Raw genomic sequence first — 14,930 nt, 5'->3', positions numbered from 1 at the left:
TGCAGCTCATGCAGAGTGTAACTAACGTCAGTCTAGTCACCAATAGCGCAGAATACCTAGGTTTACGCTACCATAGGCACCCCATCACTTAATCTGATTTCAAGGTTTTAGCACCATGATTCCCGAACTTCTTTCTCCCGCTGGTAGTCTCCGCAATATGCACTATGCCTTCGCCTATGGCGCAGATGCTGTCTATGCGGGTCAGCCACGCTACAGCCTGCGGGTGCGAAATAACGAGTTCAAAGATTTAGAGACCTTGGGCAGCGGCATTGAAGAAGCTCATAGGCAGAACAAGAAATTTTATCTAGCGTCTAATATTTCGCCCCATAATGACAAAATTCGCAGCTACCTTCGTGATCTGGGCCCCGTGATAGAAATGAAGCCGGACGCATTAATCATGGCAGATCCCGGCTTGATGATGTTGGTGCGTGAAAACTGGCCTGATATGCCGATTCATTTATCCGTGCAGGCCAATGCGGTGAACTGGGCGGCGGTAAAATTTTGGCATCAGAACGGTATTCAACGGGTCATACTGTCTCGGGAATTGGCGCTTGATGAAATTGAAGAAATCCGCCAGCGGGTGCCCGAGATGGAGATTGAAGTCTTTGTTCACGGCGCGCTGTGTATTGCGTATTCAGGTCGCTGTCTGCTGTCTGGCTATATGAATCACCGCGATCCCAATCAAGGTGCGTGTACCAATGCCTGTCGTTGGAAATATCAGGCCCACGAAGCCAAAGAAGATGAAACAGGTGATCTTGTTGCGGTGCAAACCTATATTCCTGAGCCGGCACCGCAGCCAATGGAAGAAGCGGTACTACTGCAACAAGCTCAGCGTCCCGGTGAATTTATGCCCGCTTACGAAGATGAGCATGGCACCTATATTATGAACTCTAAAGACCTGCGCGCGGTGCAGCATGTGGAACGGTTGGCGGCGATGGGTGTGCACTCCCTAAAGATAGAAGGCCGGACCAAGTCGCACTACTATGTTGCCAGAACTGCGCAGGTGTATCGCCGCGCCATAGATGACGCTGCCCACGGTAAGCCCTTCGACATGCATCTTATGGACGAACTGGAAACACTCGCCAATCGAGGTTATACCGAGGGCTTTTATCGTCGGCATCCCCCTAAGGAATACCAAAATTACGAAATGGGTGTAAACAATGCGCAGCAGCAACAATTTGTGGGTGAGATTGTGGATGCCCGGGATTCTGTCATTACCGTTGATGTTAAAAATCGATTTGAAACAGGTGATACCCTAGAGTTGATGATGCCGGGTGGGAATACTCGGTTTACTCTAAAGACCCTGAGTGACAAACACGGTAAATCAATCAGTGCGGCGCCGGGGTCGGGTCATCGGGTGCAAATCCCCTTAGATCAACCGCTGGCCGAAACGGCACTTAAATACGGTCTACTGGTCAAAGACATTCACGCTTAAGCACTCAAATAATAGTAGGAGTGAACATGGAACGACGTAAACTACGCATACTTCGCGGACTGGTTAATGTTAGTTTAATTAGCTTGGTATTGGGCGCTATTTTGAATTTACTCGCCGGTATTTTAGGCAGCTATTATGTGTTGATTATCGGATTCTTGGTGGTGTTAATCACCTTTTATTGTTACCGCCGCGCTGATGCCGAAGCAGCGTCAAGCATGAGTTATTATCTCTGGCGCTATTTACCTACGGTGATATTTATTGCCATGCCGATCGTGGTGTATTGGACTAGCCGCGATGCGCCGTGGACGCTAGAAGACATCATTCAAACCGTGCAGATCGCCTGTAGCTTTATATTGCCGATCATCTGCCTACTTTACGTTGAGCGAGTTTTAAAAAACGCCCAACAGTAACAGGGGATGACCGGCTTAGTCGTCGGTCTTTTTAAACGGCAGCATCTCGCTGGCTTCCCGCAGATAGTTGCCAATATGGATCTGCTCATCATCTAAAAACCGCTCAACGGCGGCGGAAAAATCAGCGTCGGCCAGCCAGTGATTTGAGTAGGTCAAGATGGGCGTAAAGCCGCGTTGAATCTTGTGCTCGCCCTGCGCGCCAGGGTCAAAATGCCGCAAACCCTCCCTCAGACAATACTCAATGCCTTGGTAGTAACAGGTTTCGAAGTGCAGAAATTCATACTCGCGAATACAGCCCCAGTAGCGACCGTAGAGTGTGTGTTTGTCGCGAAAGTTTAGCGCCACGGCCACCGGTTCATCGCCATGACTGGCAAGTACCATTACCAAGTGTTCTGGCATGGTTGCCGCTAACTGAGTAAAGAATGATTCTGGCAAATAGCCGCCGTGACCGCTTCGTTTTGCGTAGGTTAGTTGATAGCAGTGAAAGAAGAAACGCCATTGTTCGGCGCTTACCTTAGCTCCCGAAATAAGCTGTAAACTCAAACCCTGCTCCGCCACCACGCGGCGCTCTTTGCGTAGCCCTTTGCGCTTGCGAGAGCTAAACTCCGCTAAAAAGCCCTCGAAATCCCCATAGTTTCGGTCGTACCAATGATATTGAGGGCCGATGCGCTGCATCAGACCCTCCTGCGACCATATGCTCGCCATTTCAGCGCGGGAAAAAAGGATATGCACTGATGAGAAGCCGAGTTCGCTCGCGTGTATCGGCAGTGCTTTTGCGAGTGCGGCCATGACGTCGCTACGATCGTTTTCATCGACCAAGCACAGGCGTGGCCCGGTCGCCGGCGTAAACGGAATAGCGGACAGTAATTTTGGATAGTACGGGCGTCCATGACGCTGGTAAGCGTCGGCCCACGACCAGTCAAAGACATACTCGCCATAGCTATGGGTTTTGATATAAAACGGCATGACGCCAAGAAGTTCATCATCACGGCGAATAATAAGATGATGGGCTTGCCAGCCCTTGTCTTTCGCGACCGCGCCGCTCGCTTCAAGCGCGTGTAAAAACTCATAGCGGGTAAAGGGGTAGTCGCAGCCAGCGGCGCTATTCCACGCCTCGGCACCAATTTCAGCAATGGCACTGACAAACTCTAACTCAAGTTTGCTCAATGTTTATGTCTCCATCAGAAAGTGCAGAGCAATACCGACAAAAATAACGGCACCTACCCAGTTATTATTTAGAAATGCTTTAAAGCATTTCTCAGTTTGCCGGTAGCGAATCAATTGCTGCTGATAAATAAATAGTCCGCTGGCGGCAATGATGCCCGCGTAGTAGATAAAGCTCATGTCAAAGCGCGGGCCGGCCATGAGCATCACGACGACCACGCAGAATTGCAGCATGGCAGTAATCACTTTGTCGTCGTCACCGAACAATATTGCGGTCGATTTCACGCCAATTTTTAAATCGTCTTCGCGATCAACCATGGCGTAAAAGGTGTCGTAAGCGACTGTCCATATCAATACGCCAATATAGAGCAGCCATGCCGCTGGCGGTGGAAGTTCGCCGGTTTGTGCGGTGAACGCCATCGGAATTCCCCAGGCAAACGCAGCCCCCAGCACCAATTGAGGTAAATGGGTGTAGCGCTTCATAAAGGGGTAGGTAGCGGCTAAAGCCACGGCGCCAAAGGCAAATAATACGGTTAGTAAATTGGTGAATAAGACGAGCACAAAGGCCAGCAAGCAAAGCACGGCAAATAACAACAATGCGTCCTTTTCGCTGACTGCACCAGTGGCAAAGGGGCGTTGCTTGGTGCGGCTCACGTGGGCGTCTATTTTTCGGTCGGCAAAGTCATTAATTACGCAGCCTGCAGAGCGCATTAAAAATGTGCCAAGCACAAAAATAATGAGAATGTGCCAGTCTGGCAGCCCCTTCGCCGCAAACCACAGCGCCCACAATGTTGGCCATAACACCAAGTAGGTGCCAATCGGCCGATCTACGCGCATGAGAGCGAGATACTGGGGGGTTTGCTTTTTTATATGCTGGAGTAATGCGTTCATAAGGCAGCCATTAAAATATTCTGGCAAAAGTATATCAGCACGGCCAAGGTGGAAGGAAAACTACCAAGGTCGAAAAGCGGGTAAAAATATTTCGCTCACCATAATGGGATGTTCGCTGAGTAAAAACCGTGATCGCCGCCCCCACAGGCTTTCCTCGCTCCGTTCAGAAACAGAGTCCCCGAGTGACGTTGCGGGCACGCGACATATTTCATAGCGATCGCGGGACATGTGGGGATCGGTGAAAAGCAAATGGCCTAGGGGCCGATTATCTAGGGTTCGCAAGCGGTCTAGGCGGCCAACCAGTGATGTAGCCGGGAGCACGCTGCGGGCATATACCCAGGGTTCATTGCGACAATGCAAGCGCACTTCCCTTACTAAACCCCAGTCCCTGTCGCCCATGCCTAGCAGGCGGCGTTCTGACAGGCGCGGGATTTGCCAGCGTTGAAACAGCACCTCAACATGAAAATGGCCGTCGGACACGCGCCGTAAATGTGCGGTGAGTGAACCCGTATCTAGCAACCAGCGTGCATCCGCAGCAGACAAGGCGGAGCGTGGAAATTTCTTACAATCAAGCCACCTTGGCTCTTGCGAGTGGAATCGTGATGTTTGAAAAGCGTACAATACTCGGCTTCCAGTGTTGAGGGTCACTGAACATAAGCGTTGCCACACAATAAACGCGCAGCAATCAAAACAAATGTGTGGCGGCAGAATGCGCGAATCACCTGCGACTTGCAAGCGATGGTATCGGCCAAATAGGCGATGATATCAATCAAAATATTACATTAAGCTTCGCCAATAGAAGCATAAGGTTTATGAGGAATTGGGTAAATGAGTAAGTGGGAATGTATTGTTTGCGGTTGGGTTTACGATGAAAAAGTGGGTGATCCGGATTCTGGCATAGCGCCGGGAACACGCTGGGAAGATATTCCTGATGACTGGCTTTGCCCAGACTGTGGTGTAGGTAAAGAAGACTTCGAGATGATTGAGAAGTCTGAAGAAAGTGACCTCCCCCATCATGAGGAACCCGCATCGGCTGGTAGCGACGCGGCCATTGTGGTGATTGGTACCGGTTTGGCAGGCTATGGCTTGGTTCGCGAGCTGCGTAAACACGACAAAGACAGCCCAGTCATTATGATTACCTCAGATGATGGCCGCGCCTACTCTAAGCCGATGTTATCGACGGGCTTTACCAAAAACACTGATGCTGACGCGCTGGCACAAAAAGACGCTGGTGGTATGGGTGAAGACTTGAATGCTAGCGTATGGACGCTGACCAAGGTCACCGCCATCGACACCGCTGCGCAAATTATCACTATTGGCGACAAAGAAACCCAGGTTCACTACAAGAAGTTGGTGTTGGCCTTGGGCGCTGATGTGATTCGTCCGCCCATTCAAGGTAATGCGCTGGAATACGTCTACTCAGTGAATGACTTGCTGGACTACCATGACTTCCGCACTGCGGTGGCCAAAAACAATGTGAAAAAGGTCTGCATCATCGGCGGCGGTCTGATCGGCTGCGAATTCACCAATGATTTACTTAATGGTGGCATTGAGACTGAAACGGTTGATCCCCTTGGCTATTGCTTGCCAACGTTGTTGCCAGAAGCTGCAGGTAAAGCGGTTCAGGCAGGGCTTGAAGCCAAGGGTGCTAAATTCCATTTTGGCCCGCTCGTTACCGAGGTAAACAAGTCAGGCGACGGTTTGGTGGTTAGTCTCAATAATGGCGACACCATCAACTGTGATTTGGTTTTGTCTGCTGTTGGCGTGCGTCCACAAATCAAATTGGCACAAGAGGCAGGTTTAACCGTGAATCGGGGCATCGCCACTAACCGATTGTTGGAAACCAGCGCGCCAAATGTTTACGCGATGGGTGACTGTGCTGAAGTGGCGGGGCATGTTTTGGTCTATGTTGCGCCGCTCATGGCTCAGGCTCGCGCCTTGGCAAAAACCCTTACCGGTGAAGCGACCGAAGTGAGCTACCCTGCTATGCCGGTCACCATCAAAACCCCTGCGTGCCCGGTAACGGTTAGCCCTGCGCCCCGTGACGCTAAAGGCACGTGGGAAATTGAGCAAGATGGCATCAATGTTGTTGCGCGCTTTGTTGGCACCGACGGCGAATTGCTGGGTTTTGCCCTAACCGGCGAAGGCACCAAGCAAAAAATGGCGCTACAAAAACTATTGCCGGCGATCATGCCTTAACTGGCATGGCGGAACAGCAGTCGATAAATAAAGGATGGGGCTATAAAACCCCCATCCTTTTTAATTTCAGCAATAGTAACTGACATCAAATTCTCTAACCGTCATCCTCGAACCCTATTGAGAAGCCATCGACCTTTGGTTTTGAATTGCGGCAGACTTTACCTAAACCAAAGGCATTCCTTACTTTCACATCGATACTCGGTCGTGGTCGAGCACGACAAATAGACTCCTCGCGCCATACCTTTAACGTTTAATAGATTAGCGCAATGCCTGAATGTTGGCCGTGAGTATACAAATCATCTGCAGATTGCTAATATTCGCGCGCCCCGATAGCGCCTATGCCTATTGAGGGTTCTCAGGGCGGGGTGAAAGTCCCCACCGGCGGTAATCATGTGTATGCATGTAGCCCGCGGGCGCTTGTTGAGCATCGCAGAGCGATGACGCCAACAAGGACAGCAGATCCGGTGTGATTCCGGAGCCGACGGTTAGAGTCCGGTTATGAGAAAAGATCGTTACACGCCGCAGCGCTTGGTTTCCATCACTATGTGCCGTCTGGTCTGTCAGCTCATCTTTGCCCTGCCGTATTCATTTGGGACAAAAACATGACATCGACAGACACATCTTCCAAACAAACCGTAGCTTTTATTCAAGCCTGTTGGCACCGCGACATTGTCGACCGCTGTAAAGAATCTTTTCTCAAAGACATGTCCTCGCGTAGTGACGTTAATGTGGAATGTTTTGAAGTGCCAGGCGCGTTTGAGATTCCTTTACACGCCAAGCTCCTCGCTCAAACTGGCAAGTACGCTGCTATCGTCGGCGCAGGCTTAGTTACCAACAGCGGCATATACAAGCACGAATACGTTGCGCAAGCCGTTGTTTCAGGCCTTATGCAAGTTCAGCTTGAAACCTGCACGCCGGTATTTTCAGTGGTGCTTACGCCACACAATTTTCACAACAGCGAAGAGCACATCAGCTTCTTTCGCGAGCACTTTCTTGTTAAAGGCGAAGAAGCTGCATCAGCTTGCATCGGTACATTGAATAGCCTTGCCGCCTTGCGCGCGTAATTTTGGGCCTTCGCCGTCTTTGCGACTTGCCCGCACTGTGCTAACCTTCGGGCACATTGCTGGCGAGATCTTGCCGGCGAACTCGCCAAAATAGGAATGTGTAATGGGCTTTTACGATAATAAAATATTGCCTGTGATCATCGACAAGGCCTGCTCAATGGCGTCGATTATGAGCTTGCGCGAGAAAGTTGTACCCCTCGCGAAGGGTGTTGTTTTAGAAGTGGGTATGGGAAGTGGCATTAATTTAGCCCTATATAACCCGAATAATATCGATTTCGTTTGGGGCTTAGAGCCCTCTATTGGTATGCGCCAGAAAGCGCAGCGCAATCTCGACAAGTCACCCGTCGAAGTAAAGTGGTTAGACTTGCCCGGGGAAGAAATTCCGCTTGAAGATAATAGTGTCGATACTGTTTTACTTACCTATACCCTTTGCACCATTCCCGATTGGCAGCGCGCGTTAGAACAAATGCACCGGGTCTTAAAACCGACTGGCAAATTATTGTTTTGTGAGCACGGCCTAGCTGAAAATCACTCGGTGCAAAATTGGCAAAATAGAGTAACGCCCGTGTGGAAGAAGTTAGTTGGCGGCTGCCATCTCAATCGTCCCATTGCAGAATCGATTGCCAGCTGTGGGTTTACCATTAGTAAACTCGAAACCTGCTATGCCGATGGCGTACCTAAAATCGCGGGCTATATGTACTACGGCGAAGCGGTAAAAAACTAAAACCAAAATTGGCAAATGATTCGTTCGCGTTAGCAATACTATTCTTGGCGGCGTGATTTGAATTGTTTGCCTAACCGACAGCAATTAACTTCTTGTACTTCTCCATCAACTGGTCTTCTGTTTCCATGAACGCGGGATCCAGTGGAATACAATCTACGGGGCATACTTGCTGGCATTGTGGCTCGTCAAAGTGCCCTACGCATTCAGTGCAGCGATTAGGGTCGATTTCGTAAATACTGTCGCCTTGGTAAATGGCCTCGTTCGGGCATTCTGGTTCGCAGACATCACAATTAATGCATTCATCAGTGATGATTAGTGCCATAACATTCTCATTTGCGGGGCGGGAAACGGGTATTTAAAGCCTTACTGACATTGTCAGGGACGAAACGAGATACGTCGCCACCCATGCTAGCAATTTCGCGTAGCAGCGATGAGGAAACATAAGACAGTGACTCGCCGGGAGTAAGAAAAACGGTCTCTATTCCTGGCGCAAGCGAGCGGTTCATATTGGCCAACTGCAACTCATACTCGTAATCCGCCACGGTGCGCACACCCCGCAGAATAATTTTGCAGTTCTGCGCTTTGGCTAACTCTACGGTTAAGCCTGTAAAGCTGCACACCTCAATGTTCGGCACATGCGCCAATGCCTCGGCGCACAAATCCATGCGCTCTTTAAGCGCGAACATGGGTTGCTTCTTCTCGCTATTCGCCACCGCAATCACAACCGTGTCGAACAACTTACAAGCTCGTTCCACCAAATCGATATGACCACGTGTGATAGGGTCAAACGTGCCGGGATAAACAATACGTTTCATAAATCACCGCTGGGTCTGTGGGCCGGAAATGGTAGCGAAAATAGGCGGGGGTAACAAGGTTATACTGGCTAGGAGACAATATGACTAATCTTGCAACGAGAATTAAGAGGCTGTCATCTCTGTAAACGATACTAATTGTGAAGTCAGTCACTTGCTATCCAAAATGTACAAGCTCCAAAACTCCTCATTACCGCCCCTGATTGACCATCCACGTGAGCGGCGCGAATACCATTGATCCTTCGGGGAATATGCATAAACTCAAAATTTCAAGAACATGGATCACAAATCAAGTTCGGAATGACATAGGCGAGGTGGCGTGTCTGCCCTATCGGCAAAAAGCAGGAAGTATCGTCAAGAAGGAATATCAACGGATACCCAGAATTACACTAGGTATCCGTTCGGAGGAAGGTATTACGACTTATCAGATTTGTACTCGTATTGGTAATACCCGTAACCATAACCGTAGCCATAGCCGTAACCAGAAGCACGGCGCTCAACGGCATTCAATACAACACCTTTAACCGTAATACCATTTTGCTCAAAGCGCTGCTTGGTAACTTCTAGCTCTTTAATCGGGTTCAAACCAAAACGCGCCACAATCATTGTTACACCACACTGACGCCCCACAATTGCAGCATCAGTAACCGCCATAATCGGCGGCGTATCAACAATAACTAAATCGTACTGACCGCTAACCGTTTCTAATAGCTCAGTTAATCCCTTACTCATCAATAATTCCGAGGGATTGGGTGGAATCGCGCCACGGGGCAATACAAACAACTCATTAATTTTTGTCGGTTTTATAGCCTTTGCCAAATCAACTCGCTTACTCAAAACATCTGATACGCCATCCTCTGGACCCATATCGAACATTTTGTGCATATAGCCTTTGCGTAAGTCCATATCGATAAGTAAAACACGCTGTCCGGCTTGCGCGATAACCGCAGCCAAGTTACCTGAAACAAACGATTTACCTACGTTCGGACTTGGGCCAGAAATCATCATGATATTATTGCTGGCTTCCAACATCGCGAAGTGCAAGCTAGTGCGCAGGCTCCGCAATGCCTCTATGGTAATGTCGGTAGGATTCCGATGTGCCAATAATACAGTCGGGTGCTGGTTCTTTATCTTCCTTAAATGTCTGGCAGAACGACGGCTACCAAAGTCTAATTTACGCTGTTCGTCAGACAGTGGAATAGAAGCATAAACGGGCAAACCAATCGCCTCTAGATCATCTGGGTTTTCAATGCCACGATTCAGCGCTGCGCGCACAAGCACTATGGCGACACCTAAAAATCCACCTAGTAGCGTAGCAATAACGGCAATTAAGGCTTTCTTAGGTTTCACTGGCTCTTCAACATTCACTGCCGCATCATCAACAATACGAACGTTACCCACAGTCCCAGCACGGACAATATCCAGCTCTTGAATATTGTTTAACATTTGGGTGTAAATTTCGGTGCCGACTTCTAGGTCACGCTTTAAACCTAAAAGCTCTTGTTGAGTGGCAGGTAAGCCTTTTATGCGCTCACTGAACTCTTCTTTTCTTGATCGCTGCTCAGCCATTTGTTCACGCCAAGCTTGGTAGGCAGGGTGGTCGCGTGTGTACAGGCGATCTAACTCTGCTTTTTTAAGTTGAAGTTCAGCAATACCGGATTCAATCTCAACAACCTGCTCAAGCAAAGCTTCAGCTTCTGCGCTTATGTTTACCGAGCCAGCTTGAACTTGGTATTCGTTAAATTTACGTTCGGCCTCTTCTAAATCCTTTTTAATGGTAGGCAACTGCTCTTTTAAAAAATCTAAACTTTTTGCTGCCTCAGCAGATTGACGCTCTACATTTTGGCGCAGATAGGTTTTGGCCACTACGTTTAGAATATTTTCTGCGTGACTTGGGTCGGTATCTTCTAAGGACAACGCAATAATGCCCGAATCTTTACCACGCTCGGATGCGCCTAAAAGCTCTTGCAGATCAATTATTGCGCTTAAGCGACGCTGACGGCTAATAGAAAACTCGGTGCCCTCGCGAGCCTTTAACGTGCCTATGTAAATAGAGTAGCCCGATGCAGTAGCGGTAACACCTTGTTGACCGCTAAGAATTTCATCGCCATCGGGCGACAACAAAGTGTAACTACCACCATTGCCTGCAATGATGGTATGCCCTTCATTGAAAAGTGACGCAGGAACATTGAACTCAGTAACCTCAATATCTTCACCGCCCCACGCATAACTATCAAAACCCAGCAATGGGGTATTGACCTCGTCCGCCTCGGCCGCGAAACGACGCGCAATAGCTTGGCCAATAATCGGGAAATAGTGAGGTTCAACTAAAATATCTAAATTCAGGTCGTCAACCGCCGTACCAATCACCTTGCGGCTTTTAAGTAGTTCGATTTCAGTGACTGCGGCGGATTCACCGCCAAACATTTCAGTCACATCGCTCATGCCTGGCAGGCTGGGTGACTTCTCCTCCACTTGAACGATCGCATTTGCGCGAAATACCGGCGTCGCTAACAAGGCATAGCTTACGCCAATGACCATAAAAATGGCGGTACTGGCGGCAATAATGAGTTTTTGATTCCACAACGTGCCAAATAGTGCCAATAGGTCTATTTCGTCATCTTGCTGTTGCCTAGGGCTTGTTCGATCTGAAGTGTTGCTTTGCACTGGTGTTGTCATAAAATCTAGTACCGGAAATGATGTCGATAGCGGCCGTTTATTGCTGGCCGAATACGTTTAAGGTCTCTCTGCGGGAGCTTTTAGTTGCACAAAGTTAATTATTTTCAACATCGCCTATAGTGTCGGTGGCGATGATAGAAGGCAGTAGTTGGCTTAAAAAGCGATTCCAGCGCGTAATTGGTGCCGGGGAAACATAAACCACGTCACGTGCTTCAAGCGGGAATTTGTCGGCAAGCATAAAGCCAACGGCAGACGCCGCATTTAAGTGATAAATTGTTGCCTGATACACTGGCAACCCTTCAGCGTCTTTACTGATTCCTGCATTGCGCAAAACATAAATTCCGCGGCCATCGGCGCGATTTTCGTTTATACCGTTTGCATCTGCTAGTGCTTCTGCCAAGCTCGTACCGTTACGAGACATATTTAAGCTTTGTGGCCGATTAACCTCACCCAGCACAAAGATTTTGTCGGCGTCATTACGTGGTACATGAATTAAGTCGCCGTCCTGCAGCAATAAATTCTCTGCCCAGCGACCATCTTCATACAGGGAGCGTAGTGATATATTACTAGCAATACCGTTACGCGTAAGCGTGACGGAGCCCCAAGACGCGGTTTCTGTCAATCCACCAAGGCTTTCAATAGCGTCTACCAGCGTAAGTGGCGTAGCGGTGATCGGAATAATTCCTGGTTGCTTAACAGAGCCACTTACGTAGACCTTTTGGCTGTTAAAAGAGGCAACGCGCACATCTAACTGGGGCTTTTTGATAACAGAGCTTAACCTGTTCTCAAGTAACGTCTTAACCTCATTGGTCGTTAATCCTGCGACGGCAAAGTTGCCGGCGTAGGGATAAAACACGGTGCCGTCGGCCTTAACTTCGTTACCGCCTTCAGCTGCAGTTCTAAAAGAACCCGCCGGAATGGTTAGTTCGGGATGCTCCCACACAGTAATGGTCAGCACGTCGCCTGGCCCAATACGGTACTCGTAGTCTGTTAGGGCTTGTTGCAAGGCTAAGTTTAGTGACGGCTTTTGCGGTGTGAAGGTATTCAAATGACTTAAAACGGTTGCATCAATAGGAATGTAATTCGTTACGGTGGTTGCCGGAGTGTAATTCTCTGGCGTGTCGTCAAACCATCTCGAGTTGAAAGAGCTCATATTACTGCCCGGTACAATAGTGCAGGCAGTGGTACTAGCAATTAGAAGTGCTAACGCAGATGTTTTGATCATATTCATGCAGAAAAACCCATTACAACAGTCATTATATAGCTGGTAAAGAAGGCGAGGTGGCTAATCAGCACGCCTTGATGAAATCGAACGAAATACTTGGCGAGCGGCCTATGCCGATGACACCCCATCCCTGTTTTATGTCGCGACATATATCAACATCCCTGAAACATTTCTTTGAATTTGTATGTAAAGCTTACCCACCTGCGCACGGGTGCTAATCATATCGGCATAGCCTAATTCCTGCCAGCTCTCTTTTCGTGCACTAAAGCACAAACCGAGCCACGCTATCATTAAAAGCATGACAATTATGGATTGTTTATCGGTTTTCATGTTTGTCGCTGGTCTGTAAGCTGGTGAATGCTCACATTTTAAATGCTGTCATCTCCAGTTTGCGCGGATTTCGTCATCCCCGGCCCTAGTCGGAGATCCCATATGAGCGCAGCGAATGCCTTACATCCTCCCAAAATGCTATAAGCTACACACTTTTAACGACGAACCATCATAGCCTTGGCCTATTAATTGCATTAACCAGTCAGCTACGGTATCTGCGAGCCAATATGGTACCGACTATAACGAATGTCTACCTGTAACAAAGGCTCAGTAGTATGCGCTGCAAAATGACTTATTCACGGTCAAAGGTGCGCAAATACGCGTTGCAGGACTTGGAATTCGCCCTTAATTAGCGCAAAATTGCGCGCTTGGTGCGAACAGTGGAGCAGATTTAGTGCAAAACTCAATTTTGCAACTAAACTTTAATGCCCCGAATGTTAATGTTCGATTGGTATGGCGTTTCTGAGCCGTTAGCTCGAAACAAACTGAAGGCCGTCAACGGATTGCCCGCTTTCTACCTATAGTTAAAGACCAAATTCCTAAGCGAGGGAGTTGCTGTGAACACAGAGCGGTTGAAAGTCAGTAATACAATACAGTCAGGTGGCTTTATTAAGCAGCACCATTCTATGCTCATTGGCATGCACCAACTGACAGACGTACTACTAATCTGGGGCTTGCTTACACTGCTAGTAAATTTAGCTGGCTACGGATGGGAAGTCTGCTATCAGGTAGCGGCCTTCGTCAGCTCACTTTGTTACCACATATTAGCCCACAAAAATGGCCTTTATTTCTCTTGGCGTGGCCAGTCAATTTTTCAAGAAGTAAAAACTGTTTTTTTGACATGGTTGATTGTGCTGGGCGCCTTGTTAACAGTCGTTTTTTTCTTTGAGCTGAATGAATCCTATGGCGGCGGAGTAATGGTCGCGTGGTCTTTAGCGGTGCCTGTGACGATTAGCTTTTATCGTGTGTCTGCACGCATCGCTCTCAGAGAAATGCGACGTACCGGCGTAAACACCCGCAAGGTCGCTATTGTGGGCGCCAAAGAACCCGGACTTACTCTTGCACGAAGCATTCTACAAAGCCCATGGATGGGGATGAATATCGTGGGCTTTTACGACAACCGCGTTACTGTGGGTGGCAGACCGCTTGAGGGCGAAAAACTTCAAGTATTGGGGGATATCGAATTTTTAAAAACTCAAGCAAGATCGGGTGAATTCGACGACATCTATATCGCATTACCGATGCGTGAAGAGGAAACCATCAAAGACCTCGTCGAGTATCTTGCCAATAGTTCCTGTTGCGTACACATCGTACCTGATGTATTTACCTTTAAAATGCTCAATGCGCGCAGCAGAGAAATTGGCGGCTTACCCGTCGTAAGCGTTTACGACACCCCATTTGATTCTTTTGATGCGGTGGTAAAACGCACAGAGGATGTAGTACTTAGCTCGATCATTTTATGCCTCATCGCAATCCCAATGCTATTTATCGCAGCGGCAGTAAAATTTACCTCAAAAGGCCCCGTCATTTTCAAACAGCGGCGTTATGGCATTAATGGCGAAGAAATCATGGTGTGGAAGTTCCGCTCAATGACAAGCTGCGACAACGGCGATGTGGTAGTGCAAGCCACTAAAGGCGATGCTCGTATTACTAAAGTAGGTGCCTTTATCAGAAGAACCTCGCTTGATGAACTCCCACAATTCATCAACGTGTTACAGGGTAAAATGAGTATTGTTGGCCCCCGCCCCCATGCGGTAGCTCATAATGAGCTATACCGCGATCAAATCAGTGGCTATATGCAGCGTCATTTAGTTAAGCCGGGCATCACTGGTTGGGCCCAAGTGAATGGATGGCGTGGCGAAACTGACACAATCCGTAAAATGGAAAAGAGGATTGAATTTGATCTTTACTATATTCGGAATTGGTCGATTTGGTTTGATTTAAAAATTGTGATTAAAACGATTTTTAAAGGATTTAGTGGCAATAGCGCATATTAA

Annotated in this window: 14 protein-coding genes and 1 riboswitch; of the genes, 6 read left to right on the top strand and 8 right to left on the bottom strand. The window is 48.4% G+C overall.

The window, feature by feature from the left end; genetic code table 11:
* Positions 1–115: 115 nt before the first annotated feature.
* Both trhP and O9X78_RS06950 read left to right on the top strand, forming a co-directional pair.
* Positions 116–1,435, top strand: coding sequence for a prephenate-dependent tRNA uridine(34) hydroxylase TrhP (gene trhP / locus O9X78_RS06955; protein WP_269618901.1), 1,320 nt, complete (start codon positions 116–118; stop codon positions 1,433–1,435).
* A 26-nt stretch (positions 1,436–1,461) separates the two neighbouring features.
* Positions 1,462–1,845 (top strand): hypothetical protein, encoded by a 384-nt coding sequence (locus O9X78_RS06950; RefSeq protein WP_269618900.1) that lies wholly within the window; start codon positions 1,462–1,464, stop codon positions 1,843–1,845.
* Between the two features lie 15 nt (positions 1,846–1,860).
* Here O9X78_RS06950 and O9X78_RS06945 read toward each other — a convergent pair whose 3' ends face one another.
* The 3 genes from O9X78_RS06945 to O9X78_RS06935 are packed head-to-tail and all read right to left on the bottom strand — an operon-like array spanning position 1,861 to position 4,521.
* Complete coding sequence (locus O9X78_RS06945) at positions 1,861–3,012, bottom strand: GNAT family N-acetyltransferase (protein WP_269618899.1); 1,152 nt, start codon at positions 3,010–3,012, stop codon at positions 1,861–1,863.
* Positions 3,013–3,015: 3 nt separating this feature from the next.
* A complete protein-coding gene (gene ubiA / locus O9X78_RS06940; RefSeq protein ID WP_269618898.1) occupies positions 3,016–3,900 on the bottom strand; it encodes a 4-hydroxybenzoate octaprenyltransferase in 885 nt (294 codons plus the stop codon).
* Positions 3,901–3,960: 60 nt separating this feature from the next.
* Complete coding sequence (locus O9X78_RS06935; RefSeq protein ID WP_269618897.1) at positions 3,961–4,521, bottom strand: chorismate--pyruvate lyase family protein; 561 nt, start codon at positions 4,519–4,521, stop codon at positions 3,961–3,963.
* A 207-nt stretch (positions 4,522–4,728) separates the two neighbouring features.
* On the opposite strand from O9X78_RS06935, the gene O9X78_RS06930 reads away from it, so the two are divergent.
* The 3 genes from O9X78_RS06930 (at position 4,729) to O9X78_RS06920 (ending at position 7,887) form a co-directional block, all read left to right on the top strand.
* A complete protein-coding gene (locus tag O9X78_RS06930) occupies positions 4,729–6,099 on the top strand; it encodes an FAD-dependent oxidoreductase (RefSeq protein ID WP_269618896.1) in 1,371 nt (456 codons plus the stop codon).
* Between the two features lie 347 nt (positions 6,100–6,446).
* A riboswitch (FMN riboswitch) is annotated at positions 6,447–6,611 on the top strand.
* Positions 6,612–6,701: 90 nt separating this feature from the next.
* Entirely contained in the window at positions 6,702–7,163 is a 462-nt protein-coding gene (locus tag O9X78_RS06925) for a 6,7-dimethyl-8-ribityllumazine synthase (RefSeq protein ID WP_269618895.1), read from the top strand.
* A 103-nt stretch (positions 7,164–7,266) separates the two neighbouring features.
* Positions 7,267–7,887, top strand: a complete 621-nt coding sequence (locus O9X78_RS06920; protein WP_269618894.1) for a class I SAM-dependent methyltransferase — start codon at positions 7,267–7,269, stop codon at positions 7,885–7,887.
* Between the two features lie 70 nt (positions 7,888–7,957).
* Here O9X78_RS06920 and O9X78_RS06915 read toward each other — a convergent pair whose 3' ends face one another.
* The 5 genes from O9X78_RS06915 to O9X78_RS06895 form a co-directional block, all read right to left on the bottom strand.
* Complete coding sequence (locus O9X78_RS06915; RefSeq protein ID WP_269618893.1) at positions 7,958–8,209, bottom strand: YfhL family 4Fe-4S dicluster ferredoxin; 252 nt, start codon at positions 8,207–8,209, stop codon at positions 7,958–7,960.
* 7 nt (positions 8,210–8,216) lie between these two features.
* A complete protein-coding gene (coaD, locus tag O9X78_RS06910) occupies positions 8,217–8,702 on the bottom strand; it encodes a pantetheine-phosphate adenylyltransferase (RefSeq protein WP_269618892.1) in 486 nt (161 codons plus the stop codon).
* 411 nt (positions 8,703–9,113) lie between these two features.
* Positions 9,114–11,378, bottom strand: coding sequence for a polysaccharide biosynthesis tyrosine autokinase (locus tag O9X78_RS06905; protein WP_269618891.1), 2,265 nt, complete (start codon positions 11,376–11,378; stop codon positions 9,114–9,116).
* Positions 11,379–11,472: 94 nt separating this feature from the next.
* Positions 11,473–12,603: a polysaccharide export protein gene (locus tag O9X78_RS06900; protein ID WP_269619014.1), complete on the bottom strand. Its 1,131-nt coding sequence runs from the start codon at positions 12,601–12,603 to the stop codon at positions 11,473–11,475.
* Positions 12,604–12,738: 135 nt separating this feature from the next.
* Positions 12,739–12,933 carry a hypothetical protein gene (locus O9X78_RS06895; protein ID WP_269618890.1) on the bottom strand — a complete coding sequence of 65 codons (195 nt, stop codon included), beginning with the start codon at positions 12,931–12,933 and terminating at the stop codon, positions 12,739–12,741.
* Positions 12,934–13,490: 557 nt separating this feature from the next.
* Here O9X78_RS06895 and O9X78_RS06890 point away from each other — a divergent pair.
* Positions 13,491–14,930, top strand: coding sequence for an undecaprenyl-phosphate glucose phosphotransferase (locus O9X78_RS06890; RefSeq protein ID WP_269618889.1), 1,440 nt, complete (start codon positions 13,491–13,493; stop codon positions 14,928–14,930).

The sequence above is a fragment of the Zhongshania aquatica genome (assembly GCF_027257955.1).
Taxonomy (GTDB): domain Bacteria; phylum Pseudomonadota; class Gammaproteobacteria; order Pseudomonadales; family Spongiibacteraceae; genus Spongiibacter; species Spongiibacter aquatica.
The sequence above is the reverse complement of the archived record's forward strand: the minus strand, read 5'-3'. Positions and strand labels throughout refer to the sequence as shown.

What these genes read in the sequence shown, in the direction of transcription:
- O9X78_RS06900 (WP_269619014.1), bottom strand. Translation starts at nt 12,603, where the DNA reads ATGATCAAAACATCTGCGTTAGCACTTCTAATTGCTAGTACCACTGCC.
- O9X78_RS06905 (WP_269618891.1), bottom strand. Translation starts at nt 11,378, where the DNA reads ATGACAACACCAGTGCAAAGCAACACTTCAGATCGAACAAGCCCTAGG.
- ubiA (WP_269618898.1), bottom strand. Translation starts at nt 3,900, where the DNA reads ATGAACGCATTACTCCAGCATATAAAAAAGCAAACCCCCCAGTATCTC.
- O9X78_RS06915 (WP_269618893.1), bottom strand. Translation starts at nt 8,209, where the DNA reads ATGGCACTAATCATCACTGATGAATGCATTAATTGTGATGTCTGCGAA.
- coaD (WP_269618892.1), bottom strand. Translation starts at nt 8,702, where the DNA reads ATGAAACGTATTGTTTATCCCGGCACGTTTGACCCTATCACACGTGGT.
- O9X78_RS06930 (WP_269618896.1), top strand. Translation starts at nt 4,729, where the DNA reads ATGAGTAAGTGGGAATGTATTGTTTGCGGTTGGGTTTACGATGAAAAA.
- O9X78_RS06925 (WP_269618895.1), top strand. Translation starts at nt 6,702, where the DNA reads ATGACATCGACAGACACATCTTCCAAACAAACCGTAGCTTTTATTCAA.
- O9X78_RS06895 (WP_269618890.1), bottom strand. Translation starts at nt 12,933, where the DNA reads ATGAAAACCGATAAACAATCCATAATTGTCATGCTTTTAATGATAGCG.
- O9X78_RS06950 (WP_269618900.1), top strand. Translation starts at nt 1,462, where the DNA reads ATGGAACGACGTAAACTACGCATACTTCGCGGACTGGTTAATGTTAGT.
- trhP (WP_269618901.1), top strand. Translation starts at nt 116, where the DNA reads ATGATTCCCGAACTTCTTTCTCCCGCTGGTAGTCTCCGCAATATGCAC.
- O9X78_RS06920 (WP_269618894.1), top strand. Translation starts at nt 7,267, where the DNA reads ATGGGCTTTTACGATAATAAAATATTGCCTGTGATCATCGACAAGGCC.